Origin of the sequence: Mycolicibacterium agri (assembly GCF_002553505.1) — a bacterium.
In the GTDB taxonomy this organism is placed as follows: Bacteria; Actinomycetota; Actinomycetes; order Mycobacteriales; family Mycobacteriaceae; genus Mycobacterium; species Mycobacterium agri.
Genome location: NZ_PDCP01000026.1, coordinates 44,726 through 71,380, shown reverse-complemented (window position 1 = coordinate 71,380; position 26,655 = coordinate 44,726). Strand labels below are relative to the sequence as shown.

Below are 26,655 nucleotides of genomic sequence, written 5' to 3'. Positions count from 1 at the left end.
GCTGGTCTAACTTTTACTTTCATGGCGACTCGGGTGTGCGTGGTGGGCAGCGTCAACGCCGACCTGACGTTCCGAGTCGACGCGCTGCCGCGCCCCGGGCAGACGGTGCTCGCCTCGTCGCTGTCGTCGGCGCCCGGCGGCAAGGGCGGCAATCAGGCCGTCGCGGCATCGCGGGCAGGCGCCTCGGTTCAGTTGGTTGCCGCGCTGGGCACCGACGGGGCCGCCGAACAGCTGCGCATCCACCTGCGCGACAACGAGGTCGGGTTGGACGGTGTCATCACGGTGCCCGGACCGAGCGGCTCGGCGGTGCTCATCGTCGACTCGACCGCCGAGAACACCATCGTCGTCGCGCCGGGCGCGAACGCCCATCTAAGCGTCGGCTCCCCCGAGATCCGGGCGGTGATCACTAACAGCGACGTGGTGCTCATGCAGCTGGAGATACCGATCGCCACCGCCATCGCGGCCGCAGGCATCGCGCGGGCGGCAGACGCCGTCGTCATGGTCAACGCCTCGCCGGCGGGCGCCAAACCCCACGAGCTGCTCGCCCTGTCCGAGCTGGCCGACGTCGTCATCGTCAACGAGGCCGAGGCGCGCGAATGGCATTGGCCGGTGCCCAATCTCGTCATCACCCGCGGCCGTCGCGGCGCCAGCTACCTCGGCAACGACGAGCGGTTCGACGTGCGCGCCCCCGCGGTCAAGGCGGTCGACACCACCGGCGCCGGCGACGTCTTCGCCGGCGTGCTGGCCGCGTTCTGGGCCGACGGCCACGAGCAGGCACTGCAGCGGGCGTGCGCGGCGGGGGCACTGTCGACACTGGTGCCCGGCGCAGGAGACTGTGCACCGTACGCCGAGGCTATCGAGGACGCGGTAGCCAATCGACGAACGCAAGAAAGGCAACTATGACGCCGACCGCGAAGCCTCGGCCGCCCGAAGGCGACTGGCTGGGCACGCCCTTTTTGAGCTTTCGACGGGAGGGCCCGTTCGCGATCTGCACGCTCGACCGCCCCGAGGCGCGCAATGCCATGACGCCCGCGATGTACTTCGGCATCAAGTACGCGATCGGACGCGTCGAGCAGGACCCCGACCTGGCGGGCCTGCTGATCACCGGCACGGGCGATGTCTTCGCGCCCGGCGGCGACATGGGCGGCGGCGGGGACGACGACAACTGGCTGACGTTCGGCGCGGCGCTCGGCATGGATGTCACGCCGTTCGAAAAGCTGCGCCAGTCCACCAAGCCGGTGGTGTCCGCGGTCAACGGGCTGTGTCAGGGCGGCGGCCTGCAGATCGCGTTGTGCAGCGACATGGCGGTGGTCAGCGAGCGCGCGACGTTTCGGGTGCCCGAGCTGTTCCGCGGGCTCGCCGACACCTACTACAGCCAGATGCTGGCCCGGCTGATCGGGCCGGTGCGCACCCGCGACCTCATGCTCACCGGTCGCACGCTGTCGGCCGCCGAGGCCGAGCAGTGGGGCATGGTCGCCCGCGTGGTGCCGCACGACGAGCTGATGGACACCGCCCGCGACATCCTCGCCCAGTGCTGCCGCACCGCCCCGGCGGCCAGGCGGGTGGTCAAGGCCAGCCTGGACAACTACATGGGGTTGTTCGACCGCATCGGCATGCAGGCCAGCTACAGCGGCGAGGAGGCGATCGAGGGCTTCCGCGCGTTCAAGGAGCGCCGCTCGCCCAACTGGGTGCACCCCGATCTGCGGGTCGACGGTCGCCTCTAGCCGTCAGCGCTTGCTCGACAGCACTTCGGCGCAGGCCTGCCCCAGCAGCGCGATGCCGGGCTCGATGGAGTTCAGCCCGATCGCGCCGTAGCCGATCCGGATCATGTTGCGCGGCGGGTTGTCCTGCATATAGAAGATGTCGCCGCGCTCGATGAGTACGCCGCGGCTCTGCGCGGCGCGCAGCAATTCGCGGCAGTCGAGCGCGTCGGGACCCTCCACCCACAGGCTGACGCCGCCCGGCGCGAACGGCCCGGTGGCAAACGGCAGATACTTGTGCACCGCGGCGACCAGCCGCTCCCATTTGCGCTTCATCTTGGTGCGGTGCTGGCGCAGCGCGCGGTGGTAGTTGCCGCTGTCGATCAGCAGCGCCAGCGCCCGCTGCGTGTGCCCGGGCGGGTGGCGCAGCACGTAGCGGCGCACGTGGCGCAGCTCGCGCACCAGGTCGGCGGGCCCGACGAGATAGCCCAGCCGCAGTCCTGGCGCCAGGAACTTGGAGAACGTGCCCAGATAGATGGCGTCGCCGCTGGTGTCGAGCGACTTCAGCGACGGGCTGGGGCTGCCGTGGTAGCGGAACTCGCTGTCGTAGTCGTCCTCGACGACGACGGTGCCGGACTCGGCCGCCAGCGCCAGCAGCCGACGCCGACGCTCGATGCCCAGCGTCGCGTTGGTCGGGTGGTGGTGGCTGGGCGTGCAGTGGATCAGGTGCGTGCCCGCCAAAGTGTCGGGCGGGCGCAGGCCATCGGCGTCGACGTCGATGCCGTACACGGTCGCGCCGGTGCGCACGAAGATGTGCCGGGCGTCGAGATAGCCCGGGTTCTCGACGGCGACCCGCTGGCCCGGCCCGAGCAGCGCCCGCCCCACGAGGTCGAGCCCCTGCTGCGAGCCGACCGTGACGAGGATTTCGTCCGGCCCGGCCTCGATGCCGCGCGGCGGAAGGATCTGCTGGCGGATCATGTCGATCAGCATCGGATCGTCGGCGGCCACGCTGTCCTGCAGGCTCGGGTAGGCGTGCGGCTGAAACAACGCGTCGCGCAGGCACCGATTCCAGCTGCGCGCCGGGAAGCTTCGGATGTCGATCTGGCCGGCGAGGAACGGATACGGGTACTGATACCAGTCGCTGGTCTTCTCGATCTCGGGAATGTCGGCGTCGGGCTGGCGCCGGATCCGGCTCTGCCAATCGATGCGCGGAACGGTGTCGACGGTTTCCGCGGCGGCCGCCTCCAGCATCTCGGGATTGACGAACATCCCGGACCGTTCGTGGCTGCGCACGAAGCCCTCGGCGATCAGTTCCTGGTAGGCGAGGTTGATCGTGTTGCGGGACACCGCCAGTTCGATCGCCAGTTCCCGCGAGCTCGGCAGCCGGTGATGGACATCGAAGACACCGCTGGCGATTCCGTGCTCGATGGCCCGCCGAACCTGCCGATACAGCGGCTCGGGCGAGCTGCGATCGATCTCGATGAGCGTCCTGGGCACCGCGCATAGTATGCCGGGCGCGCCGGTCGTTGGGCCGAGGATGCCGGGCGCGCGCCGCGGCGGCCAACCCACGTCTGGACCTGTCATTTACTCCAATTCTGGCTCTGACCTGGACCCCTTTTCCTCGTTATGGTCAAACCATTCCCCCAACCATTCGTCAAGAAAGCGAAGGAGACAGATAGGTGTGAACGGAAACGAGTTGCGGGCCCGGGCCCGCCGTCATCTCGGTCCTCATTTCACCCGTAAGCCCGCGTGGGACAGCGAATTTCCGGTATTCGTCCGCGGCGACGGCTGCTACCTCGTCGACACCGAGGGCGACCGCTACCTCGACGGCCTCGCCGGCCTGTTCTGCGTGAACATGGGGCACGGCAGGCAGGACATCGCCGCGGCCGCCGCCGAACAGGTCGGCACGCTGGCCTACGCCTCCAACTGGGGCATGGCCCATCCCCCGGCGATCGAAGCCGCAAGCCTGATCGCCGAACTCGCACCGGGCGACCTCGGCACCACCTTCTTCGTCAACTCCGGGTCGGAGGCCGTGGAGACGGCGGTGAAGTTCGCCCGCCAGTATCACCGCAGCCAGGGCCAGCCGCAGCGCACCAAGATCATCAGCCGCGAAATGGCTTACCATGGGACGACTTTGGGCGCGCTGTCAGTCACCCAGCTGCCCAAGATCAAGGAGCCGTTCGGCCCCCTGCTGCCCGGTGTGCGCGCGGTCCCCAACACCCTCGGGTATCTCGGCGATTGCGGGCCCGCCCACGAACTGCCCTGCGTGCAGGCCATCGAGCAGGTCATCGAAGAGGAGGGCCCGGAGACGATCGCGGCGCTGTTCGCCGAGCCGGTGCAGAACGGAAGGGGTGCTCTGGTGCCGCCGCTGGGCTACTGGCAGGCGCTTCGCGACATCTGCGACAAGCACGGCATCCTGCTGGTCTCCGACGAGGTGATCTGCTCGTTCGGTCGGCTGGGGTACTGGTTCGGCCACGGGCTGACGGGCGTCGTCCCGGACATGATCACATTCGCGAAGGGATCGACGTCGGGCTACGCACCGCTGGGCGGCATGATCGCGCGTGAACAACTGGTCCAGGAGTTGTTCGGTTCCTCGAAGGGCGGCGTGTTCACCCACGGCGCGACATGGGGCGGCCATCCGGTGTCGACGGCCGTCGCGACCGCCAACATCAGCGCGATGCGCGACGAGAACGTGCTCGACAACGTGCAAGGCCACGCACCCGCCTTCCGGGCCGCGCTCGACTCGTTGCAGAAGTCGCACCGTTGCGTGAAAGACGTTCGGGGAACGGGGTTCTTCTACGCCATCGAGTTGATGGCCGACCACAACAGCGGCCGCGAGTTCACCGAGCAGGAGTCGCTGACCGTGCTGCGCGAAGTGCTGCCCGAATCGTTCAAGCGCACCAAGGTGATCCTGCGTGGCGACGACAGGGGCGCCACGATGCTGATGGTGTCACCGCCGTTGGTCGCCGACGACGACGTGCTCGACGACCTGCTGCACGGCATCGACGGCATGCTCACCGACGTCGAGAAGGCGGTACAGCCCTAGCACTAACGCGAATCCCCGCTGGCAAATCACAGCGAACCACGAAGCCAGCAACAAGAAATCGGCGCCGTCCCGGTGGGGCGGCGCCGATTCTTGTGCGATCGGATTACACGTAATCCTTGTACTTCTCCAGCAACCGGACCGGCTTGGAGAGCGCGTCGCGACGGAACGGGTCACCCAGCTCGCGAGTGCACATGATCTCGACGACGGTGGTCTTGCCGTCGTTCATCTGCGCGTCGACCGCGCGCTGCAGCGCCGGCCCGACCTCTTCGAGCTTCTCGACGACGATGCCCTGGGCGCCCATCGCCTCGCCGATGCCGGCGAACGACTGGTTGTCCAGCTCGCCGGCGACGAACCGGCGGTTGTAGAAGTCCACCTGGTTCTTCTTCTCCGCGCCCCACTGCCGGTTGTGGAAAACCACTGCGGTGACGGGGATGTCGTGCCGAACGGCGGTCATGATCTCGCCCATGCTCATGCCCCATGCGCCGTCGCCGGCGTAGGCGATCGCGGGGCGCTCGGGCGCGGCGACCTTGGCCCCGATGATCGTCGGCAGCGCGTAACCGCAGTTGCCGAAGCTCATCGGTGCGAGGAAGCTGCGCGGCCGCTCGAACCGCAGGTAGCTGTTGGCGATCGCGTTGATGTTGCCGATGTCGGTGGACACCATCACGTCCGGCGGCATCGCCTTCTCCAGCTCACGCAGCACCTGACGCGGATGCAGCCAGTTGCCTTCCTCGGCTTCGGCTTCGGCGATCATGTCCAGGCTGAACGGATCGCGCTCGTGCGTCCACTCCTCGAGTTCCTTCTCCCAGGCGTCCTTTTCGGCCTTGATGGTCGCGGCGCGCTGCTCGCGGGTGGAGTCGACGGCCAGCGTCCTGTTCTGCAGGCGCTCGACCAGGGCGACGGCTGCGGCCTTGGCGTCGCCGCAGATGCCGACGTTGATCTTCTTGACCAGCCCCAACATCTTGTGGTCGGCGTCGATCTGGATGATCTTGGCGTTCTTGGGCCAGTAGTCCAGGCCGTGCTGCGGCAGCGTGCCGAACGGGCCGAGCCGGGTGCCCAGCGCGATCACCACGTCCGCCTTCGAGATCAGCTTCATCGCGGCCTTGGAGCCCTGGTAGCCCAGCGGCCCGGTCCACAGCGGGTGGCTGGCGGGGAACGAGTCGTTGTGCAGGTAGCTGTTGACCACCGGCGCGCCGAGCCGTTCGGCCAGCGCCTTGCACTCCTCGACGGCGTCGCCCATCACCACGCCGCCACCGGAGATGATCACGGGGAACTCGGCTTCGGCGATCAACGCGGCGGCCTCGTCGAGGCTCTTCGTGCCGCCGGGGCCGCGCTCGATCCGTTGCGGCTGCGGGATCTCGGCTTCGATCTCGCCGTAGAAGAAGTCACGCGGGATGTTGAGCTGCGTGGGACCCATCTCCGACATTGCGCGGTCGAAGCAACGCCCGGTCAGCTCGGCCATGCGGCGCGGATTGTTCACGTGGCCTTGGTATTTCGTGAACTCTTGGAACATCGGAAGCTGATTGGCCTCCTGGAAACCGCCGAGCCCCATGCCCATCGTGCCCGCCTCGGGGGTGACGATGACGACCGGGCTGTGCGCCCAGAACGCGGCGGCGATGGCAGTGACGCAGTTGCTGATGCCCGGGCCGTTCTGCCCGATCACCACGCCGTGCCTACCGCTGACACGCGAGTAGCCGTCGGCCATGTGGGCGGCGCCCTGCTCGTGCACCACCGGGATGAGCCGGATACCGGCAGGCGCGAAGATGTCCATGGCGTCCATGAACGCCGAGCCCATGATGCCGAAGATGTCGGTGACCCCGTTGGCCACCATCGTCTCGACGAACGCCTCGGACGGCGTCATTCGCTGCACGCCGGATACGACGGTGCGGGCGTTTGACTGGGTCATGTGCAGTCGTCCTCTCCTGGTTTTGAGACCAGCTATCTCGAAGATCGGAACGAATCATTCCTTATTTTGTGATCAGGGATCACACTAGGACCCCAGGCGGCCTTGAGTCAATGCAGATACCGGAAACCGGTATGGGCCGTGTTGCATTTTGAGACAAATGCCGGTTCTATGGATCAGACGACAAGGGAGGGACCAATGGGTGAGGTCCGCAGGATCGAGGAGGCAGGCGCGCTCACCGGCAAAGAACTGGCCGGTGACACACCGACGCTGCGGCTGTTCTCCCTGCTCGAACTGATCGCATCGAAGGACCGCCTGTTCACCCTGCAGGGCCTGGTCGAAGAGACGGGGATGGCCAAGCCGACCCTGCACCGCATGCTCCAGCAACTCGAAGGCGCGGGGCTGCTGATTCGGGAGAACAACGGCCGACACTACGGGATCGGCGCGCGGCTGCGCCGCATGGCCGAGAACCTGCTGCTCAATGACAGTCACCACGGCGCGCGCCACGCGGTGCTGCGCGATCTGGTGGAAGAGCTGGGCGAGAGCTGCAACCTGACAACGCTGTCGGGCAACGAGATCGTCTACCTTGACCGCGTCGAGACCCCCGAGCCGTTGCGCTTCACCCTGCAAGCGGGGTCGCGGGTGCCCGCGCACTGCTCGGCGAGCGGCAAGATGATCCTGTCCCAGCTGGCACCCGCCCAGCGGCGCCGGTTGTTGGAAGCGGCCCCGCTGCGGCGCTACACCCCCAATACCGTCACCGACGTGGACAAGATCGAGGAGGAACTGCGGCGGGTCCGGCGCGACGGCTACGCGATCGACGCCGAGGAGTTCCTGCCCGGCCTTGTCTGCGCGGCGGTTCTGGTGCCGTCGCCCACCGGCATCTCCAACCTCGGGATCGCCGTCCAGGCGCCGGTCATGCGGTTGACGCCCGACAAGGCGATCAGACTGCTGCCCGCGCTGCGTCGCGCCGCCAAAGCCATCGGCGACATCGAAGCCGAAGTCGCCGCAGGCGAATCATCACAGGAGAGTTCATGACCCACTTGGTAAGCGTCCGAGACGTCTTCGGCATCGACACCGACTTGGCGGTGCCTGCGCTCACCGAACCGGATGAGCATGTGCCCGAAGTAGATCCGGCCTACCGTTTCGACCGCGCGGTCACGCTGGCGTTGCTCGCCGGTTTCGCGCGCAACCGCCGCGTGCTGGTGCAGGGCCTGCACGGCACCGGCAAGTCCACCCACATCGAGCAGGTCGCGGCGCGGCTGAACTGGCCGTGTGTGCGGGTGAACCTGGACGGGCAACTCAGCCGCATGGACCTGATCGGGCGCGACGGGGTCGTTGTGCGCGACGGGCAGCAGGTCACCGAGTTCCAGGAGGGCATCCTGCCGTGGGCGCTTCAGCGTCCGGTCGCGCTGGTCCTCGACGAGTACGACGCCGGCAGGCCCGACGTCATGTTCGTGATCCAGCGCGTCTTGGAGCAGGACGGCAAGCTGACGCTGCTGGACCAGAACCGAGTCATCGCACCGCATCCCCAGTTCCGGCTCTTCGCGACCGCCAACACCGTCGGGTTGGGCAACCTCAACGGGCTCTACCACGGCGCGCAGAAACTCAACCACGCCCAGATCGACCGGTGGAACATCGTCGCCTCGCTGGATCACCTGCCGCCGCAGGCGGAGGCCGGCATCGTCGCGGCCAGGGTGCCCGACGTCGATGCCGACCTGATCGAATCGATGGTCGCGGTGGCGAACCTGACGCGGGCCGGCTTCCGGGTCGGCGACCTGTCGACGCTGATGTCGCCGCGCACGGTGATCACATGGGCCGAGAACGTGACGATCTTCGGCGACGTGGGCCTGGCCTTCCAGCTGTCGTTCCTCAACAAGTGCGACGACGCGGAGCGGCCGATCGTCGCCGAATACTTCCAGCGCTGCTTCGACCGCGAACTCGACGAACCGCCCGTCCGCGTCGCATGACCGACTCGGCCGCCCTGCGGCGCGAGCACCGCGTCCGTGAACTGCGCGCCGCCTCCATCCGCGCGCTGAGCAGGCAGCGTGGCCTGCACTTCCGCGGCTCGACGTTGTATCGGGGCAGGCGGTCGGTGCCGATGGCCGCGCCCCACCTGCATCCGCCGACCGAACGCGGCAGCGCCGACGGGATGGCCCTTCGGTTGCGGCACAACGACCCCGACGTGCACGCCGAACTGCGCCCGCAACGCACCGCCGGCAGGCTGGTCTTCGAGATGCTCGAGCAGTATCGGGTGGAGTCGCTGGTTCCCGACTCGTGGCCGGGTGTGCGGCGCAACCTCGCCGACCGCTTCCGCGACTGGTCGCAGGCGTTCGAGGCGTCACGCTCGATCGAGACGGATGCCGGGCTGGTGCTCTACACCGTCGCCCAGGTCTGCCGTGCCCGCATCACCGCCGAGGCGATCACACCCCGCACCGAGGACCTGATCGAATCGACCCGGTTCGCGCTGGCGTCGACGTTCGGCCGTGATCTCGCGGCGCTGCGGCCGAACCGGCACTGCCAGAAGACTTTCGGGCAGCACGCCCGCGCCATCGCGGAACGGGTCGCCGACCTCGAGCAGCTACAGGTCGAGGCCGGTCGTCCGGACCGGAGGTGGGACGGGTTCGAGTGGTTGTTCGACCCGGACGACGACGGCGACGCCACGGCCTCGGCACCCGGCGGTGCGCGCCGCGCTCTGAGCAGTGAGGACAGCGGCTACCGCGTCTACACCCGGGTCTACGACGAGGTGCGGCCCATCGCGAGCCTGGTGCGAGACGCTCAACTACACGAATACCGCGAACAGCTCGACCGTGCGGTGCAGGCCAGCGGCGTGAGCGCCCGTGCTCTCGGCCGCCGGCTGGGCAACCTGCTGGCCGAGCCGCGCCGCGACAGCTGGGCGGGCGGGCACGAGTCCGGCCTGATCGACGGGCGCAGGCTCGCGCAGCTGGTGACCACGCCGAGCGAGCGCAACATCTTTCGGGCACCGGAGTCGACATCGCGGACGGACACGGTGGTGTCCTTCCTCGTTGACTGCTCGGGATCGATGAAGGCGTTCAGCGAACCGGTGGCGGTGCTGGTCGACGTGTTCGCCCGCGCGTTGGACCTGGCCGGCGTCGGCTGTGAGGTGCTCGGGTTCACCACAGCCGCGTGGAACGGCGGGCGCGCAAGACGCGACTGGATGCGCGGGGGTAGGTCGCCAAACCCCGGACGGCTCAACGAGATTCGCCATCTCGTCATCAAAGAAGCCGACACGCCGTATCGTTCCGCGCGTCGCGCGTTCGGCGGACTGCTGAAAGACGACCTGTACCGGGAAGGCATCGACGGTGAGGCGGTCGAGTGGGCCCGCAACAGGCTCGCCGCCCGCGAGGAACACCGGCGAATCCTCGTCGTGATCTCCGACGGCAGCCCGATGGACGCCGCGACGTCGCTGGCCAACGAGCAGGACTACCTCGACCAGCATCTGCGCGATGTCGTCGCCGCATCGGACGTCGAGATCTGCTCCGTCGGCGTGGGTTTGGACCCCAGCCTCTACTACGACCGCTACACCGCCCTGGATCTGGCCAGCGGGGCGAACCGGCGAACGATGTCCCATGTGCTCGACCTGATCGCGGCGGCGGCGGCAGGAGCGCCATACCGGTGACGGATCGACCGATCGACCTGGTCGCGCTGGACATCGCCGGCACAAGCGTCGACGAGGGCGGGGCCGTCTACCACGCGCTGCGCAGCGCGGTCGAGTCTCACACCGGGGTGCCGGTCCCCGACGACCACTTCGACCGGTGGAAGGGCGCCGGTAAACGTGAGGCCATCGCCGCACTCCTCGGCGCGACGGCAAACGACACGACCGAAATCGATGCCGTAGAACGTGATTTCACCGCCCGGCTGCTCGACGCGTACCGCGCGGTGCCGCCGACGCCGATACCGGGCATCGTCGACACCTTCGCCCTGTTGCGGGAGCAGGGAATCAAAGTCGTTCTGCAAACCGGGTATTCACGCACGATCACCGGCCCGCTGATCGACCAGGTGGGCTGGCGCGTCGGCCGCGAGATCGACGCGGTCATCACCAGTGACTCGGTGCGGGCCAGCCGTCCGGCGCCGTATCTGATCTTTCACGCGATGGAAGAAGCCGCAGTCACCGACGTCGCGAAGGTGCTCGTCGCCGGAGATACACCCAACGACCTACGCGCCGGAGCGAACGCCGGGGTGAGGTTCATCGCCGGTGTTTTGACCGGCGCTTACGTTGCCAACACCCTGCGCCGCGAGCCGCATACGCACATACTGACAAGCGCGGCCGCGATTCCCGAGGCTCTCGGGTTAGGGAAGCCGGCGCGGCGCACGTAGGCACTGAAGACAAGGGAGAGGACGCCCACTCTGGTACCCCCAAAACGCAACGAAGTGGACCTATTCTGGTCTTGTGGGCTCCGTCACCATTACACTGTGCCCTCGCGATGGGGGCGCTACCGCGGCACGAAGGGTTTTGAATGACCAGGAGCACCACCACTCCTTCGCCGGCGCCCGTACCCGAGGTAACCGCCGACCCGGAGCAGGCTGCGCGTGAGGCGCAGCGCCGCGAAACCCGGGACCGTCGACGCCAGCTGCTGCGGCGCGTGCTCGTCCGGGTCGCAGCACTCGTGGTCTTCCTCGGCGTGTGGTGGTTGATCACCGCACTGCAGCTGATCAAGCCGCTGTATCTGCCCTCGCCCGGCGCGGTGTGGGATGCGTTTGTGCTGGCCAACACCGATCATCCGATCGCCCCGGGCGTGCCGAGGATGGTCAAGGGTGAACAGAACTACTACCTGTGGGAACACCTGATCGCCAGCCTGCAGCGGATCGGCGTCGGTGTCGGCTGGGCCATCATCTTCGGGCCGATTCTCGGGTTCGTCATGGCCAGCTTCCGGCCCGTCGCCACCATCGTCGAGCCCTATCTGAACTTCCTGCGCGCGCTGCCGCCGCTTGGCTACATCGGCATCCTGATCGTCTGGTTCGGCATCGGCGACACCTCCAAGATGTGGCTGCTGTTCTTGGCCGCGTTCCCGCCGATCACGATCGCCACCATCAACGGCGTCCGCAGCGTCAAGGAGGAACGCATCAATGGCGCGCTTTCCCTCGGCGCCAGCAGGCTGCAGACGATCACCCACGTCGTGCTGCCCTCCACGCTGCCCGACGTCATCAGCGGCATCCGGATCGCCATCGGCTTCGCCTGGACCACCGTCGTCGCCGCCGAACTCAACAACGGCATCCCCGGCATCGGCGGCCTGGCCTACCTGTCCGGCACCGAATTGAAGACACCCCTGACCATCGCCTGCATCATCGTGATCGGCATCGCGGCAATCCTTCTCGACCTAGCCATCAAGGGCGTGGAGAAGATCCTCGTTCCGTGGCGCGGCAAAGCATGACCCGTTATTCGACCGACCCTTCCGCAACCCAGGAGCCCTCATGAGAACCCCAACCCGTCCCGCCCGCAGGGTCCTCGCCGCCACGGTCATCGCCGTCGGCGTCACCGCGTTGAGCGGCTGCGTCGAGTCGAACCGGCCCGCCGAAGACTCCGCGGCCGGCACGGAATGCCCGTTCGAGGCCGACGAATCGGTGACGTCGACCGTCCGCATCGCCTACCAGAACATCCCCAACGGTGACCTGATCGTGAAGGACCAAAGGATGCTGGAGAACTGCCTGCCGAACGCGAACATCACCTGGAACAAGTTCGACTCGGGCGGCGACGTCATCCAGGCCTTCGGCTCCAACAGCGCCGACCTCGGGCTGATCGGCTCCAGCCCGGCCACCAAGGCGCTCTCGGCGCCGTTGAACATCCCGATGAAGGTGATCTGGATTCACGACGTCATCGGCAAGGCCGAATCGCTTGTGGTGAGGGACGAGTCGATCAACGACATCAAGCAACTCGCCGGCAAGACCGTCGCCGTCGCGTTCAGCTCGACCGCGCACTACAGCCTGCTGCAGGCGCTGCAGGACGCGGGCATGGATCCGGCCAAGGACGTCTCGCTGGTCAACCTGTCGCCGGACAAGATGCCGTCGGCCTGGGAAGGCGGACAGATCGACGCGGCATGGGTGTGGGACCCGACGCTGTCGGAGTTGCTCAAGAGCGGCGGGCACATCGTGCTGTCCAGCGAGGACACCGCGAAGGCCGGTAAGCCGACATACGATCTGGGCGCCGCGACGACCGCCTTCATCGACGCCAATCCCGGCTTCATGACGGCGTGGGCGAAGGCGCAGAACGCGGCCGTCGAGCAGATTCACAACCAGCCCGACGAGGCGGCGGTGAGCATCGGCGCTGTGATGGGCATCAGCCCCGACGACGTGAAGTCGCAGTTCGACGGCTACGAGTACCTGACGGCGGCCGAGCAGGCCGGCCCCGACTACCTCGGCGGCAAGATGGCCAAGGACCTGCAGGACACCGCCGGCTTCCTGCTGGCGCAGGGCGGCATCACCGCGGTCAGCCCGCCGCAGGTGTACGAGGGCGGTGTGGACGCCAAGCCGGCGGAGGCGGCGGCCCAGTGACCGGGGCGGCGACGGTCGGCGCGGCCACCAGCACCACACAGCGGCTGGTGGTCGACCACGTCACGCACCGGTACATGAGCAAGGGCAGCCAGGTGCATGCGCTCGCCGACATCGACCTCGTGATCGAGCCAGGCGAATTCGTCTGTGTCGCAGGGCCATCCGGCTGCGGCAAGACAACCCTGCTGCAACTGCTGGCCGGTTTCATCACCCCCACCGAGGGCGAGATCACCATCGACGGCAAGCAGATCACCGCTCCCGGCGCCGAGCGGGGTGTGGTGTTTCAGCAGTCCAACCTGTACCCGTGGCTGTCGGTGTTGGGCAACGTCGAGTTGGGCCCGCGGCTGCGCGGCGTGAACAAGGCCACCCGCCGCGCCGACGCCCACCGCTACCTGGAGATGGTGGGGTTGGCCGACTTCGTGGAACGCCGCCCCTACGAGTTGTCCGGCGGCATGCAGCAGCGCTGCCAGATCGCCCGCGTGCTGGCCAACGACCCGAAGATCGTGTTGATGGACGAGCCGTTCGGCGCACTCGACGCACTCACCAGGGAACGCCTGCAACTCGAGTTGCTCAACATCTGGCGCGACACGCACAAGACGATCTTCTTCATCACACACAGCGTGGAGGAGGCGATCTTCCTCGGCAGTCGGGTGATCGTGATGAGTGCCCGCCCCGGGCGCATCGTGTTCGACGAGCCGGTCAGCTTCTCACAGCAGGTCGGCGAGCGGCTCGGCGCCGAACTGCGCAGCCTGCCCGAGTTCACCGCGCTGCGCGACAGGGTGAGCAGCAAGATCTACGAGTCTGCCGCCCACTGAGGGCAGGCAGCTAAGGAGTGATTCATTGATGGCCGCCGTCAACGGCATGCAACCGGACGGTCGCGAGGACATCGTCAACCGATGGCGGGAAACCGTTGCCGACGCCGGATTGGTTGTGGCCCTTCCCGATTCGGAGGACCCGCGCGCGCTGCAAGCCGCCGCGCAACTGAGCGCCGACGGCCTCGTCGCTCCCCGGCTGTTCGGGGATCCGTCGCGCATCCACGCCGCCGCCGATGAGCACGGGGTCAAACTTCGCGAGGAGACCGTCGTCGACCTCGCCGACGTGCTTGCCGACGACGACGTGCGGGCCTGTCTGGAGGACGGTTTGGCACGCCAGCCCGAACGCATCCCCGCGGCCACCAAAGATCCGGTGTCGGTGGCGGCGGCGGCCGTGCGGGCCGAACGCGTGCACGCGTGTGTCGCGGGCGCCACCCGGCCCACGGCCGACGTGCTGCGGGCCGGACTGCGCATCGTCGGGTTGGCTCCCGGCATCAAGACGTTGAGCAGCGCCTTTCTGATGCTGCTGCCCGACGGTCGCCAACTCACGTTCTCCGACTGCGCCGTCGTGCCCGCCCCATCGGCCGAGGAGTTGGCCGACATCGCCATCGCGGCCGCCGCCACCCACCGAAGCCTCACCGACACCGAGCCGGTGATCGCGATGCTGTCGTTCAGCACCAAGGGCAGCGCCAGCCATCCCGACGTCGAAACAGTCTGTCAAGCAACGGAATTGGTGCGCCAGCGGGCACCGGAGCTGCGCGTCGACGGCGAACTGCAGCTGGACGCCGCGCTGGTCGAATCGGTCGCGGCCGCCAAAGCCCCCGACTCCGACGCCGCCGGTGAGGCCAACGTGCTGGTCTTTCCCAATCTCGGTGCGGGCAACATCGGCTACAAGATCGCCGAGCGGCTGGGCGGTGCGATGGCGCTCGGTCCGATCCTGCAGGGTCTGTTGGCGCCGCTGAACGACCTGTCCCGCGGATGCAGCAGCCAGGACATCGAGGTGATGTCTCTGGTGAGCGCGGTGCAAGCGGTGGCGCTGCGGCAGTAAGCGTTCGTCACGCCGTCAGCGCCGTCAGCGCACCGGCGATGATCACCAGGGCGATGACGGCGAACCGGAACACGCGCACCGGAAGTCGGCGTGCGATCCACAACCCCGCGGCGTTTCCGCTGAGCCCCGCCGCCAACATGATCGGCAGCGCAGGCCACAGCACCGAGTGCGGAATCTGGCCGCGTGCTCCGAGGATGATCAGCGACACCGCGCTGACGACGGTGAGGTATCCGGCCAGGTCGGCGATGAAGACCAGGGGCGGTACGCCGGCGCGGGCGAGCAGCAGCGCCGGCGGCGGGCCGTTCAAAGACGTTGTGGTGCTGAGGAACCCGCCCACAGCGCCGGTGGCAGCCGTCGCGCCCCGCGAGGGTGCGTGGTGCCCCTCGGGGTCGGGCACCAGCATCGCGATCCCGCACAGCGCTACCACGACACCCGCCCCGAGCTTGAGGTGATGCAGGGGAAGCATGTGCAAGACCTCGGCCCCGATCCAGGCGCCGGGAATGCTTCCGAGCGCGAACAGACCGACACGCGGCAGGACCATGTGGGCGCGCAGCGACCAGGTCACGGTGCCTCGGGTGACCAGTCCGACGACGAGATTGACGAACACCACCTCGGGCACGCTGAAACCGGCGAGCAACAGCAGCGGCGTCGAGACCAGTGCGTAGCCGAAACCGGTTGCCCCGCCGACGAGGCAGCCGAATGCGACGCACACGACGCCGAGCGCAAGCGTCAATCGCTCGCCTCTACAGCTGGTAGCCGGAGGGCATGATGTCGGCGATCGCGCGGGCGGTTTCGATGACGTGCTCTCCGAGTTCGGGGACGCGTTCGTCGGGGATGCGGGTCTCGGGTCCCTGCACGGCGAGCGCGGTGGTGGCGACCCCACCGGCGGTCAACACCGGTGCGGCCACACCGTAGACACCGGGGATTCGCTCTCCCCTGTTGACGCTGTAGCCGCGCTCGCGGATCGCCTCCAGTTCGCGCAGCAGGTCGCGCGGCGAGGTGATCGTCGTCGGGGTCAGCCGGTTCAGCTCGCCGAGCCGGGCCACCTCCTCGTGGAGGTCGCCGGCGAACGCCAGCAGCACTTTCCCAGTACTCGTGCAGTACAACGGGATTCGCGCGCCCACGGGCTGGATGAAGCGCAGCGGATGTTTGGACTCCACGCGAAGCACGACCAGGCCCTCGTCGCCGTCGCGGACCACGAGGTTGACCGACTCCCCGGTGGCTTCCGCCAGTTGCTCCAGAAGCGGTGTCGCCTGGTCGAATCCGAGCGTGTGCTCGGCGGCGCGTCCCAGCAGCACCGCGGCGGGCCCCAGCCGATACCGTTCGGTCTGGGTGTTCTGCACGACGTATCCGGCGGCCACCAGGGCCCGCAGAATCCGGTGCGCGGTGCTCGCGCGCAGGTCCAGCGCCCGCGCCAGCTCGATGACCCCGACGTCGTCGTCGGCGTCCCGCAGCACCGCCAGCACGGACAGCGCCCGCGCGATCGTCTGCGTGCCGGCGACCTGCTCGTTTCGGGGTTGCTCCGCGGTCGAGCTCACGCCTGACCTCTCTCCCACATGGTGACCGCAATCTAACAAGTGGCCCCGCGGTCGCTGGGGACTTCGCGCCGTGATTCGGGTTGCCGGAACCATGCTCCGGCCCTCGCCTGCCAGCGATTACACCCGTGCCGCGGTCGGCATCACGCCGAAGCGCTGCAGCGCGTCACTGACCTGGCTGGGCACGTCGATCACCGCGACACCCGCCTTGGTGAGGGCGTCGACCTTGGACTGGCCGCTGCCACGGTTGCCGGTCACGATGGCTCCCGCGTGCCCCATGCGACGGTCGGGCGGAGCGCTGCGCCCGGCGATGAACGACACGACGGGCTTGTCGATGCCCGCGATCACCTCGGCGGCGTCCTCCTCCATGGTCCCGCCGATCTCGCCGACCAGCACGATCGCGTCGGTGCGGGGGTCGGCGTCGAGGATGCGGACCGCGTCGGTCGTGGTGGTGCCCAGGATCGGGTCGCCGCCGATGCCGATGAACGCCGACTGCCCGTAGCCCGCGGTGACCAGGTTCATCGCGAGCAGGGTGCCGAGGCTGCCGCTGCGCGACACCACGCCGATGTTGCCCGACTGGAAGATGTTCTTCGCGAAGCCCGGCATGATGCCCACCGACGCTTCACCCGGCACGACCAGCCCGGCGGTGTTCGGGCCCAGCACCTGCACGCCGTTGTCGCGCGCCTCGGCCAGCACGTGCATCACGTCGTGGTAGGGCACGTGCTCGGTGAGGAACACGATCTTGCGCACACCGGCCTCGATGGCGTCCAGCACCGCGGCCTTGGCGGCCAGCGGCGGGACGAACAACACCGACACGTCGAGCCGCTGATCCTTCGCGGCCTCGACGACCGAGTTGTAGACCGGTATCCCGGCCACCTCGCGGCCGCCCTTGTTCGGGGTCGCGCCGGCCACCACGTTGGTGCCGCACTCGATCATCCGCTCGGTCCAGAAGGAGCCTTGCTTGCCGGTAATGCCCTGGACGACAACCGTTTCGGTTCCGGTGACGATCATCAGCGCGCTCCCTCGTTGACTAGCTCTTGTTGCTTGTACCCGGCAGCGGCCACAGCGGCGCGCACCGCGTCGTCCATCAGGTCATACGGTTCCAACCCCAGCCGGTTGCGGACAAGGGCGATGGCCTCTTCCTCTCCGGTGCCGTGGATGGAGAAGTACACCGGGATCTCGGGGCGCAGGGCCTCGATCGCGTTGACGACGCCTTCGGTCATCACGTCGGTACGGGCGAAGGCGCCGCAGAAGTTGACCAGCAGGCTGCGCACGTTGGGGTTCTTCAACACCAGCGCAAGCGCCGGGGTGGCCTTGGTGTAGGCGTCGCCGCCGATCTCCAGGAAGTTCGCCGGTCGGCCGCCGTAGTGGTTGACCGCGTCGAGGGTGGCCATCGTGAGCCCGGCTCCGTTGGCGAGCACCCCGACCGAGCCGTCGAGTTCGATGAACTGCAGACCCAGTTGGGCGCCTTCCTCTTCCAGAGCCGACCGGTCGGGGGGTTGGTCGCCCTCCAGGTTCTGCATGAATTCGGCGGGCTGGCGCGCCAGCGCGCCGGGGTCCAGGCTGACCTTCGCGTCGAGCGCGACGACCCGCCCGTCCTCGGTGACCACCAGCGGGTTGACCTCCACCAGGTCGGCCTCCACCTGCAGATACACCGAGTAGAGCCGGACCAGCGCGTCGGCGACGGCGGCCTGCTCGGCTTCACTCAGGTCGGTGCCGGACAACAGCGTCGCCGCATCCTGATGCGAGAGCCCGACGCGGATGTCGACCGGCAGCCGCAGCACCTTCTCCGGTGACTGCGCGTTGACCTCCTCGATGTCCATGCCGCCCTCGACCGAGAACAGCACGAGCGGTCCCTTGCTGGCCGGGTCGTTGAGCACGGCGGCATAGAGTTCGCGCGCGATCGGCAACGCCTGCTCGATGAGCACTGCGGTGACGGGGAATCCGTTGATCGGCTTGCCGATGAGATCGGCCGCGGCCTGGTGAGCCTGTGCCGGGCTGTCGGCGAAGCGGATCGCACCGGACTTGCCGCGCTTGCCCGCTGGGATCTGCGCCTTGATGACCACACGCCCGCCGATCGCGTTGGCGATGGTCGCGGCCTCGCTGGCCTCGGCGGCCACCGCACCGTCGGGTGTGGTCAGCCCTTCCCGGGACAGCAGGCTCTTGCCTTGGTGTTCAAGAAGTTTCACGATTCACCGTCCATAGGTCTCGAAGTAGCGGCCCCACAGCTGTTCCTCCGTGGGAACACGCGGGGGGATGACGCGCGCCACTCGAGTGGTGTTGAGGAAGTGCCGGTAGGAGAGGTTGTCACTGATGCTGTTGCCGGCCCAGGTGCCCGCACCCATGGTCAGGGTGAAGCCGAGGCCGTTGTCGAATCCGCCGCCGGTGCCGAAGCAGTGCGCCTGGTTGACCAGGACACGGGCCACCCGCAACCGCTCGGCAACCGCCGCAACCTTTTTCTCGTCGAAGGTGTGGATGCCGCACGAGTGGCCTGCCCCTTGGAAATCGAGCAGCCGCTGGATGCGCTGCAGCCCCTCGGTGAGGTCCTGGTAGCGGTAGACGGTCAGCACCACCGACAGCTTCTCGCCGCTGAACGGGTAGTCGGGGCCGACGCCGTCCTCCTCCACCATGAAGAAGTCGGCTTCGCGCGCCTCCGGCGCATCGAGACCAGCAAGTGCGGCGATCTTCTCCGGTGGTTGCGCCGTGACAGCGGAGTTCAACTTGCCGTCCGGCCACATCACCGACTGCAGCCGCGCCTTCTCCGGCGCGGTCAGCAGATAACCGCCCTGCGCGCGCAACTGCGCCAGCGCATCGTCGTAGACGGCGGCGTCGATGTGCACGGAGTTCTCCGACGAGCAACTCGTCGCGTAGTCAAATACCTTGCTGCGCTTGATCTTTTCGGCGGCATCGGCGAGGTTCGCGTCGGCCGCGATGATCACGGGGGCATTGCCTGCCCCCACCCCGATCGCGGGGGTGCCGCTGCTGTAGGCGCCCCGCACATTGCGCTGCGAACCGGTGACTACGACCAGATCCGCCTGCCGCATCAGCTCGTTCGTCAGCGCCTTGCTCGGCTGGGCGATGTACTGCACCAGTTCGCGCGGGGCGCCGACCTTGTCGAGTTCGGCGTGCATGTACTGGACCAACAGGGCGCAGGTCGAGGCGCCCTTCGGCGACGGCGAGAGGATCACGGCGTTGCCGCCCTTGAGCGCCATCATCGTCTTGTTCGCGGGCGTGGCCGCCGGGTTGGTCGACGGGCACACCGCGGCCACCACGCCCACCGGCTTGGCGTATTCGGTGATGCCGTTGTCCGGGTCCTCGTGGATGATCCCGACGGATCGTGCCCCGGTCAGGTCGCGCAGAGTTCCGATGGTCTTGCGCTGGTTCTTGGTGATCTTGTCGGCCACATTGCCCAGGCCGGTGGCCTGCACGCTGAGTTCGGCCAGCGCCTTGGCGCGTTCGGGCTCGTAGATGGCCCACGCGACCGCGGCCACCACGTCATCGACGCGCTCCTGCGGATAGGTCTCGAACACAGCCTGCGCGGCCCGCGCCTTGGCGATGAGTTCTGCGATCTCCGCGGCGACATTCGCCGAGTCGGTCGAGTTTGGTTTCTCCGACATATCGATCCTTCCGAGACGATGTCGACGACGGTGGCGACTGAACACCGATGGGCCGATGGCAAAATGCCTGTTCAACGGGTCCAAGCCGGTAATTCCACATTATGGTAGCAGGTTCCACTTACTGCTGTGAACCACCGTAAAGCATGTCGTTGCCCCCACTTTTTGCTGGCCATGTGAGCGTTGACACATGAATCTCAACGGGTCTACGGTCGCCTGTGGTATTCGATTCCACATTCTGGAAAGAAGGCTTGCACATGGCGAACGCAGTCAGCGAGGACGGCCCAGCCCACCACAACAGCCCCGCCGCCACCGCTTCCCTCGCACCAGACTCGCAGACCCGAACCGACCAGCCCTCCCCACCGGGACGCAGCTTCCTCGACGCGTTCCGCCATCGGGTACGAACCAAGATCCTGGTCCTGCTGTGCTTGATGTACCTGATCACCTACATGGACCGGGTCAACATCTCCACGGCCGCCCCGTTCATCAAAGAAGACCTCGGGCTCGACAACACCCAACTCGGGTTGGCGCTCGCCGCGTTCTCGATCCCGTACGCGTTCTTCCAGATTTTCGGCGGCATCCTCGGCGACAAGTTCGGGCCGCGCAGAGTCCTCTTCGTCGTCGGCCTGGTATGGGCGACGGCCACTCTGCTGACCGGATTCGCCGTCGGACTGATCTCGCTCTTCGCCGCCCGCCTGGCGCTCGGGTTCGGGGAGGGCGCGTCCTTCCCGACGGCCACCACTGCGATGGCCAAGTGGCTGCCTCTGGAACGCAGAGCATTCGGTCAGGGCATTACGCACGCGTTCGCCCGGATCGGCAACGCGATCGCCCCGCTGGCAGTGGCGGCGCTGATCGGCCTGTGGAACTGGCGGCTGGCGTTCTTCGTCTTCGGCGTCATCAGCCTGCTCTGGGCGTTCGCCTGGGTGGTCAGCTATCGGGACCGGCCCGCCGATCACCCGAAGATGACCGAGGAAGAACTCGCCGAGCTGACCGTCGATCAGCAGCGGGACGCACGCCCGCCGGTGCCGTGGAAGCTGATGTTCGCCCGCATCCTGCCGGTGACCTTCGTCGACTTCTGCTACGGCTGGATGCTGTGGGTCTACCTCACCTGGATCCCGTCGTTCTTCCACGAGAGCTATGGCCTGGAACTGAAGAAGTTCGCGTTGTTCTCGGCGCTGGTGCTGATCGGCGGCGTGGTCGGCGACACCGTCGGCGGCGTGCTGTCCGACTACCTGCTGCGCCGCACCGGAAGCCTGAAGATCGCGCGCCGTGCCGTGCTGGTCGTCGGGCTGCTGGGCTCGTTCGTGTTCATCCTGCCGACGCTTTTCACCCACAACCTCGCGTTGACCACGGTGTGCCTGGGCGTGGCGTTCTTCCTGCTGGAGCTGACCAACCCGGTGATCTGGTCGATCCCGATGGACATCGCGCCCAACCACGCCGGCACCGCAGGTGGGCTGATGAACACCGGCTTCGGCATCGCGGGCATCGTGTCGCCGATCATCTTCGGTCACCTCATCGATGCCACCGGCACGTTCATCGCGTCGTTCACACTGTCGGCCGCCCTGCTGGTCGTCGGCGGTCTCGCGGCGCTGTGGATCGATCCGACCAAGCGGCTGCCCGATGTGGCGGCCAGCGTGCCCGCGAAGGCCCACTGAGGCTATCGGCGGCCCACTGAGGCTATCGGCCCGCCCGTGCTACCCCTGTCCGGGCGGGCCGATCACACTTTCTAGCCGAAATCCCTTGCGCCCCAGTCAGAGTTGAAAGCCTGAGGGCATGATGGCGGCGATCGTATCGGCAGTCTCGATGACGAGGCGTCCCAGTTCGGGGACCCGTTCATCGGTGATCCGGATCTCGGGACCCTGGACGGCCAGGGCGGTGGTGGCGATCCCGTCGGTGGTCAGCACGGGGGCGGCGACACCGTAGACGCCGGGGATCCGCTCTCCCCTGTTGACGCCGTACCCGCGTGCGCGGATCTCCTCCAATTCGCCCAGCAGGTCGCGCGGCGAGGTGATCGTCCTCGGCGTCAGGCGTTGCATCTCGCCGAGTCGCGCCACCTCTTCGTGCAGGTCGCCGCCGAAGGCGAGCAACACTTTGCCGGTACTGCTGCAGTACAACGGGATTCGCGCACCGACGGGCTGAATGAAGCGCAGCGGATGTTCGGACTCGACGCGTAAGACGACCAAACCCTCGTCGCCGTCGCGGATAACGAGGTTGACCGATTCCTCGGTGACCGCGGCGAGTTTCTCGAGCAGCGGCATCGCCTCGTCGAATCCGAGCGTGCGTTCGGCGGCGCGGCCGAGCAGAAAAGCCGCAGGCCCCAAGCGATAACGCTCGGTCTGCGCGTTCTGCACGACGTAGTTGGCGGCCACCAGGGCCCGCAGGATCCGGTGAGTTGTGCTCGCGTGCAGGTCCAGTGCCCGTGCCAGTTCGATGACTCCGACGTCGGTGTTGGCGTCTCTCAGCACGCCGAGCACGTTGAGCGCCCTGGTGATGGTCTGCGTGCCCGCAACCTGTTCGTTCCGGGGCGGCTCCGCCGCGGTCATGACGCCTGTCCCCCTTCCCACCTAGTCACCGCAATCTAACAAGAGCGGCATGGGGTCGCCGGGAGCTTCCTGACGCCCCGTATGGGGACGCGTGACCGCCTCTCATGGTTCCGCCGGTCTCCGCAAGCTTTTTGGAGCGGCTGATTTTGATCCTGTGGCTTGTCCGTTCCCTCTGGCACGATGCCTTCCGAGATGGCGACGGAGCACCCTGGCCACAACCTGCAAAAGGCCTGTTCAACCGCTGTAATGCCATTCCACATTATGGTAACAAGTTTCACTAACTGTCCAGGGAATCGCCAGATTGGTTGTCGCGGCGCTCACATTTTGCTGGCCATGTGACCGTTGACACAGGAAACCTGAGTGTTCTACGGTCGCATGTGGTATTCGATTCCATATTTTGAAAGAGGCCAGACATGCAGGATCCGCTCGCCACGCTGGATCCGATCGCTGGCGACGGGGTGCGTAGGCCGGGCACAGTCCCCCAGCACGACCCTTTTCGAGCGTCTTTCCGAACATTCGTAGCGTCGCCGGCGAGGGGTCCGAATCTGGTGGCTGAGGTCACATTCCCCCCGAGTAGCCTCCGTGGAAGCTTCCTCAGCCTGCGGAATCACGGCCGGCCGACGCCAGTCCCGATGGAGAGGTAGCGCATGACTGAAACGGATTCGAGCGCCCCACCGCGACAGAAGTCAGAACCCCGGGGCCAGGAAGTGAAGGCGAGCGGGATGTCCCAAATGCGGCGGTGGGCGGTGCTAGTGCCGCCGCTGGCCGGGATAGCCTTGTGTGTTCCGCTCTGGATGGCGACCACACAGTGGCCGACCGGGGGTGCGGAGGGTCCGGGACCCGCGTTCTTCCCGCGACTGCTGATCGGGCTCTTCGCGCTGTCCATGGTGGTCAGAATCGTGCAGGACATCCGCACGGTGCGCCGCGGCGCGCCCGTCGCGCAGGAAGAAGACGACGAGGCGATGCCGGAGGAGGGCGCCGAACTCGAAGCCTCTCTCATCAGCCCGCGCCGGGTCGCGATCGTCATCGCGCTGTCGGTGGCCTACGTCATCGGCACGATCTACCTCGGCTGGGTGATCGGCACCTTCCTCTTGGTCATCGCCTTCCTGGTGCTGGCAGGCAAGCGGAACCTCCTCATCGTCGTCCCGCTTGCCGCAGTGGTCTCGATCGGCTTTGCGTACATGTTCGTCAAGGTCGTCTACCTGTCGCTGCCGACCGGCGTGGGCGTCTTCGACGAGTTCTCGATCCGGCTCTTCGAGCTGATCGGCGCCTACTGACCCGCCCCCACCGCTTTCGGAGAAACAGATGGAAACTTTGACAGGAGTGATGAACGAGTTCGCCTCGTTCTCGCCCACGGTGTGGATCATCCTCGTCCTCGGCGTGATCACGGGGCTGATCGTGGGCGTGCTGCCGGGTCTGACGTTCGTGATGGGCGTCATCCTGATCCTGCCCTTCACCTACGGCATGGACCCCGAGACCGGCATCGTCTTGATGCTGGCGGTCTATGTCGCAGGCACCTACGGCGGGGCGATCACCTCGATCCTGCTGCACATACCCGGTGAACCGAACAATGTGCCGCTGCTGTGGGACGGCTACACCATGGCGCGCAAGGGCCGTGCCGCAGAGGCACTCGGCTGGGCGGCGTTCGCGGCCCTCGTCGGCGGCCTGGCGGCGTGGGTGTTGCTGGTGTTCGCGGCCCGCCCCATCGCGCATGTGGCATTGAAGTTCGGTCAGGCCGAATACTTCGTGATCGTTCTGCTGGGCCTCACCAGCGTGCTCGCCCTCGCCGAGCGCTCGGTCACCAAATCCCTTGCCGCCCTGCTGATCGGCATGCTGCTGGCGACGGTCGGCGTGGACGCCGTGTACGGAACGGTCCGCTTCGACTTCGGCTCTGAAACGCTGCGCGACGGGATCGATTACCTCCCCGTCATGGTCGGCATCTATGCACTCGGTCACGTGCTGGTGCGGTTCGGCGAGGGCTTCGCGGCCGAGAACGCCCCGCAGCCGGGTCGGGTGAAGACGAAGATCCCGTCGCTTCGGCAGTTCCGCGAGCGCAGCGGCAGCATGGGCCGCGGCGTTGTCACCGGTTCGCTGCTCGGTGGTGTGCCCGGCGCGGGCGCGACGGTGGCGTCGTTCGTCTCCTACGGTCTGGAGAAGCAGTTCGGCAAGGACCGAGCCCAGGTGGGCAAGGGATCACCCAACGGCGTCATCGGCCCTCAGGCTGCGTCGACGGCAACCGTTGGCGGAGCGTTCATTCCGCTGCTGGTGCTGGGGATCCCGGGCAGCGCCGCCACGGCGGTGATCCTCGGCGCGATGCTGTTGCACAACGTGCAGCCGGGTCCGCAGATCTTCCAGACCCAGCCCGAGCTCGTCTACACCATCATCGCCGCCCTGTTGGTGAGCGTCATCCTCATGTTCGTGCTCGGCATCGCGACGAGCGGGCCGATGGTGCGACTACTCAAGGTGCCCGAGCAGTACATCGCGGTGATCATCGTCCTGTTCGCCTACATCGGCGCGTTCGCGATCCGCAATTCGATGTCGGACGTGTGGATCATGACGTTGTTCGCGGTCCTCGGCTTCTTCCTGCAGAAGTGGGGATATCCGCTTGCCCCACTGGTGCTCGGCGCCATCCTCGGTCCGCTGGCCGAGCGCTACTTCACCACCGCGATGATCTCGTCGGGCAACGATCCGACGATCTTCGTCACGCGCCCGATCTCGGCCGTGCTCTTAGTCATTTGGGTCGCGGTGCTCGCATTCCTCGTCTACCGCAGCGTCACCCAGGCACGCAGGGGCCGCATCAGCGCCGCCGTAGGACCGCGAGAAGACGATCCAGTGCAAACAACCGGTGTACCAGCAGAGGAGACCAAAGATGTCCGATAAGTCCAGACGCCGCAAAGCATTCGTGGTCGGATCGGTCGCGGCGCTCGCGATGGTTGCCGCCAGCTGTGGCGAGAGCAGTAGCGGAAGCAGCGGCAGCGCCGACGGCAAGAACGTCTTCCGCAGACCGGTCGATCTCGTGGTGCCGTTCGGGCCCGGTGGCGGCGCCGACCAGGTGGCCCGCGCGTCGGCCGCGGCGATGGAAGGCATCATCGACCAGCAGATCCCCGTGGTGAACGTGCCCGGCGCGACGGGAAGCACCGGCATGACCAAGATGCTGTCCGGACGGCCGGGCGAGTCGATGGCCATCCTCATCCAGGACACGCTGACCACGGTTCCCGCAGGCACGGCATCGTTCAAGCTCGACGAAGTGCGCGGCGCCTGCCGGTTGCAGTCGATGCCGTCGGCGATCATGGTCCGCAAGGGCACATTCCCCAACTGGGATGCGCTGGCCGCCGCCGCCAAGGAGCGGCCGGGACAGCTCAAGGTCGCGACGGTAGGCACCAACAGCGTCGACGACATCGTGCTGGCCGCGCTGCGCGACAAGCTCGGCACCCAGTTCCGTGCGGTGCCCTTCTCCGAGCCGAGCGAGCGGTACGCCGCGCTGCTGGGCGGCGGCGTCGATGTGCTCTACGAGCAGCTCGGCGACGTCAAGCAGTACCTGGATTCCGGCGACTTCGTGCCGGTGATCCTGATCTCCGACGAGAAGGTCAAGGGCTTCGAGAACGTTCCCACGGCCGGCGAACTAGGGCTTCCCGAAGAAGTGGTGCTCCCGCAGTTCCGCGGACTCGTCGTCTCGTCGAAGTCCTCCGACGACGTCGTCCAGGCGCTCTCCGATGCCTGCGGCGAAGCCGTCAAGACGCCCGAGATGACCAAGTTCCAGGAGCAGGTGTTCGCCGCGGCGGACAGCTATCAGCCCGCCGACGAGTTCCAGTCCTTCCTGGAGGAACAGCAGACGCTGATCGGTGAGCAGCTGAAGTCCTACAACATCGGCGGCTGATCATCGGGCCTGATTCTGGCCTGATTCTGCCCTCGTGGGAGTGACTAACCGCACGCCGTATTTGTGGCGCGCGTTA

23 protein-coding genes are annotated in these 26,655 nt (G+C 67.2%); 15 read left to right on the top strand and 8 right to left on the bottom strand.

Annotated elements, in window-relative coordinates; all coding sequences use genetic code 11:
• The first annotated feature begins 21 nt into the window (after window positions 1-21).
• Window positions 22-903 carry a ribokinase gene (locus tag CQY20_RS16015; protein ID WP_165789265.1) on the top strand — a complete coding sequence of 294 codons (882 nt, stop codon included), beginning with the start codon at window positions 22-24 and terminating at the stop codon, window positions 901-903.
• Window positions 900-1,724, top strand: a complete 825-nt coding sequence (locus CQY20_RS16010) for an enoyl-CoA hydratase/isomerase family protein (RefSeq protein ID WP_097941060.1) — start codon at window positions 900-902, stop codon at window positions 1,722-1,724. The genes CQY20_RS16015 and CQY20_RS16010 overlap by 4 nt, the downstream gene beginning before the upstream one ends.
• A gap of 3 nt (window positions 1,725-1,727) precedes the next feature.
• On the opposite strand, the gene pdxR is transcribed toward CQY20_RS16010, so the two are convergent.
• Window positions 1,728-3,197 carry a MocR-like pyridoxine biosynthesis transcription factor PdxR gene (gene pdxR / locus CQY20_RS16005; RefSeq protein ID WP_097941086.1) on the bottom strand — a complete coding sequence of 490 codons (1,470 nt, stop codon included), beginning with the start codon at window positions 3,195-3,197 and terminating at the stop codon, window positions 1,728-1,730.
• Between the two features lie 184 nt (window positions 3,198-3,381).
• On the opposite strand from pdxR, the gene CQY20_RS16000 reads away from it, so the two are divergent.
• A complete protein-coding gene (locus tag CQY20_RS16000) occupies window positions 3,382-4,746 on the top strand; it encodes an aspartate aminotransferase family protein (RefSeq protein WP_097941059.1) in 1,365 nt (454 codons plus the stop codon).
• A 103-nt stretch (window positions 4,747-4,849) separates the two neighbouring features.
• Here the strand turns inward: CQY20_RS16000 and xsc are convergent, their stop codons facing one another.
• Window positions 4,850-6,649, bottom strand: a complete 1,800-nt coding sequence (gene xsc / locus CQY20_RS15995) for a sulfoacetaldehyde acetyltransferase (protein WP_097941058.1) — start codon at window positions 6,647-6,649, stop codon at window positions 4,850-4,852.
• 195 nt (window positions 6,650-6,844) lie between these two features.
• On the opposite strand from xsc, the gene CQY20_RS15990 reads away from it, so the two are divergent.
• From CQY20_RS15990 to CQY20_RS15955, 8 genes are all read left to right on the top strand, one after another.
• Window positions 6,845-7,681 (top strand): IclR family transcriptional regulator, encoded by an 837-nt coding sequence (locus CQY20_RS15990; protein WP_097941057.1) that lies wholly within the window; start codon window positions 6,845-6,847, stop codon window positions 7,679-7,681.
• Entirely contained in the window at window positions 7,678-8,613 is a 936-nt protein-coding gene (locus tag CQY20_RS15985; protein WP_097941056.1) for an AAA family ATPase, read from the top strand. Before CQY20_RS15990 ends, CQY20_RS15985 begins: the two co-directional genes overlap by 4 nt.
• Complete coding sequence (locus CQY20_RS15980; RefSeq protein ID WP_097941055.1) at window positions 8,610-10,283, top strand: cobaltochelatase CobT-related protein; 1,674 nt, start codon at window positions 8,610-8,612, stop codon at window positions 10,281-10,283. The genes CQY20_RS15985 and CQY20_RS15980 overlap by 4 nt, the downstream gene beginning before the upstream one ends.
• On the top strand, window positions 10,280-10,981 hold the full coding sequence (locus CQY20_RS15975; RefSeq protein WP_097941054.1) for a phosphonatase-like hydrolase: 702 nt from the start codon (window positions 10,280-10,282) through the stop codon (window positions 10,979-10,981). The genes CQY20_RS15980 and CQY20_RS15975 overlap by 4 nt, the downstream gene beginning before the upstream one ends.
• A 140-nt stretch (window positions 10,982-11,121) precedes the next feature.
• Complete coding sequence (locus CQY20_RS15970) at window positions 11,122-12,036, top strand: ABC transporter permease (RefSeq protein ID WP_097941053.1); 915 nt, start codon at window positions 11,122-11,124, stop codon at window positions 12,034-12,036.
• A gap of 40 nt (window positions 12,037-12,076) precedes the next feature.
• Window positions 12,077-13,153 (top strand): taurine ABC transporter substrate-binding protein, encoded by a 1,077-nt coding sequence (locus CQY20_RS15965; RefSeq protein ID WP_097941052.1) that lies wholly within the window; start codon window positions 12,077-12,079, stop codon window positions 13,151-13,153.
• Window positions 13,150-13,965 (top strand): ABC transporter ATP-binding protein, encoded by an 816-nt coding sequence (locus tag CQY20_RS15960; RefSeq protein ID WP_234816269.1) that lies wholly within the window; start codon window positions 13,150-13,152, stop codon window positions 13,963-13,965. Before CQY20_RS15965 ends, CQY20_RS15960 begins: the two co-directional genes overlap by 4 nt.
• A 28-nt stretch (window positions 13,966-13,993) precedes the next feature.
• On the top strand, window positions 13,994-15,010 hold the full coding sequence (locus tag CQY20_RS15955) for a phosphotransacetylase (RefSeq protein WP_207767280.1): 1,017 nt from the start codon (window positions 13,994-13,996) through the stop codon (window positions 15,008-15,010).
• A gap of 7 nt (window positions 15,011-15,017) precedes the next feature.
• Here CQY20_RS15955 and CQY20_RS15950 read toward each other — a convergent pair whose 3' ends face one another.
• The 5 genes from CQY20_RS15950 to sauS all read right to left on the bottom strand — a co-directional run bounded on the left by CQY20_RS15950 (window position 15,018) and on the right by sauS (window position 20,162).
• Window positions 15,018-15,743 carry a sulfite exporter TauE/SafE family protein gene (locus tag CQY20_RS15950; protein WP_097941051.1) on the bottom strand — a complete coding sequence of 242 codons (726 nt, stop codon included), beginning with the start codon at window positions 15,741-15,743 and terminating at the stop codon, window positions 15,018-15,020.
• Between the two features lie 10 nt (window positions 15,744-15,753).
• Window positions 15,754-16,548: an IclR family transcriptional regulator gene (locus CQY20_RS15945; protein WP_234816268.1), complete on the bottom strand. Its 795-nt coding sequence runs from the start codon at window positions 16,546-16,548 to the stop codon at window positions 15,754-15,756.
• A gap of 117 nt (window positions 16,549-16,665) precedes the next feature.
• Window positions 16,666-17,556 (bottom strand): succinate--CoA ligase subunit alpha, encoded by an 891-nt coding sequence (locus CQY20_RS15940; RefSeq protein WP_097941049.1) that lies wholly within the window; start codon window positions 17,554-17,556, stop codon window positions 16,666-16,668.
• Window positions 17,556-18,734 carry a succinate--CoA ligase subunit beta gene (locus tag CQY20_RS15935; protein ID WP_097941048.1) on the bottom strand — a complete coding sequence of 393 codons (1,179 nt, stop codon included), beginning with the start codon at window positions 18,732-18,734 and terminating at the stop codon, window positions 17,556-17,558. Before CQY20_RS15935 ends, CQY20_RS15940 begins: the two co-directional genes overlap by 1 nt.
• A gap of 3 nt (window positions 18,735-18,737) precedes the next feature.
• Entirely contained in the window at window positions 18,738-20,162 is a 1,425-nt protein-coding gene (sauS, locus tag CQY20_RS15930; protein ID WP_097941047.1) for an acylating sulfoacetaldehyde dehydrogenase, read from the bottom strand.
• Between the two features lie 254 nt (window positions 20,163-20,416).
• On the opposite strand from sauS, the gene CQY20_RS15925 reads away from it, so the two are divergent.
• Window positions 20,417-21,814, top strand: coding sequence for an MFS transporter (locus CQY20_RS15925; protein ID WP_097941046.1), 1,398 nt, complete (start codon window positions 20,417-20,419; stop codon window positions 21,812-21,814).
• Window positions 21,815-21,910: 96 nt separating this feature from the next.
• Here CQY20_RS15925 and CQY20_RS15920 read toward each other — a convergent pair whose 3' ends face one another.
• Window positions 21,911-22,702, bottom strand: a complete 792-nt coding sequence (locus tag CQY20_RS15920) for an IclR family transcriptional regulator (protein WP_097941045.1) — start codon at window positions 22,700-22,702, stop codon at window positions 21,911-21,913.
• Between the two features lie 722 nt (window positions 22,703-23,424).
• On the opposite strand from CQY20_RS15920, the gene CQY20_RS15915 reads away from it, so the two are divergent.
• From CQY20_RS15915 to CQY20_RS15905, 3 genes are read left to right on the top strand one after another with little or no spacing between them, the layout of a single operon-like run.
• A complete protein-coding gene (locus tag CQY20_RS15915; RefSeq protein ID WP_165789264.1) occupies window positions 23,425-23,979 on the top strand; it encodes a tripartite tricarboxylate transporter TctB family protein in 555 nt (184 codons plus the stop codon).
• A 28-nt stretch (window positions 23,980-24,007) separates the two neighbouring features.
• Window positions 24,008-25,582, top strand: a complete 1,575-nt coding sequence (locus CQY20_RS15910) for a tripartite tricarboxylate transporter permease (RefSeq protein WP_097941043.1) — start codon at window positions 24,008-24,010, stop codon at window positions 25,580-25,582.
• Window positions 25,572-26,579: a tripartite tricarboxylate transporter substrate binding protein gene (locus CQY20_RS15905; protein ID WP_097941042.1), complete on the top strand. Its 1,008-nt coding sequence runs from the start codon at window positions 25,572-25,574 to the stop codon at window positions 26,577-26,579. Before CQY20_RS15910 ends, CQY20_RS15905 begins: the two co-directional genes overlap by 11 nt.
• The last annotated feature ends 76 nt before the right edge of the window (window positions 26,580-26,655 follow it).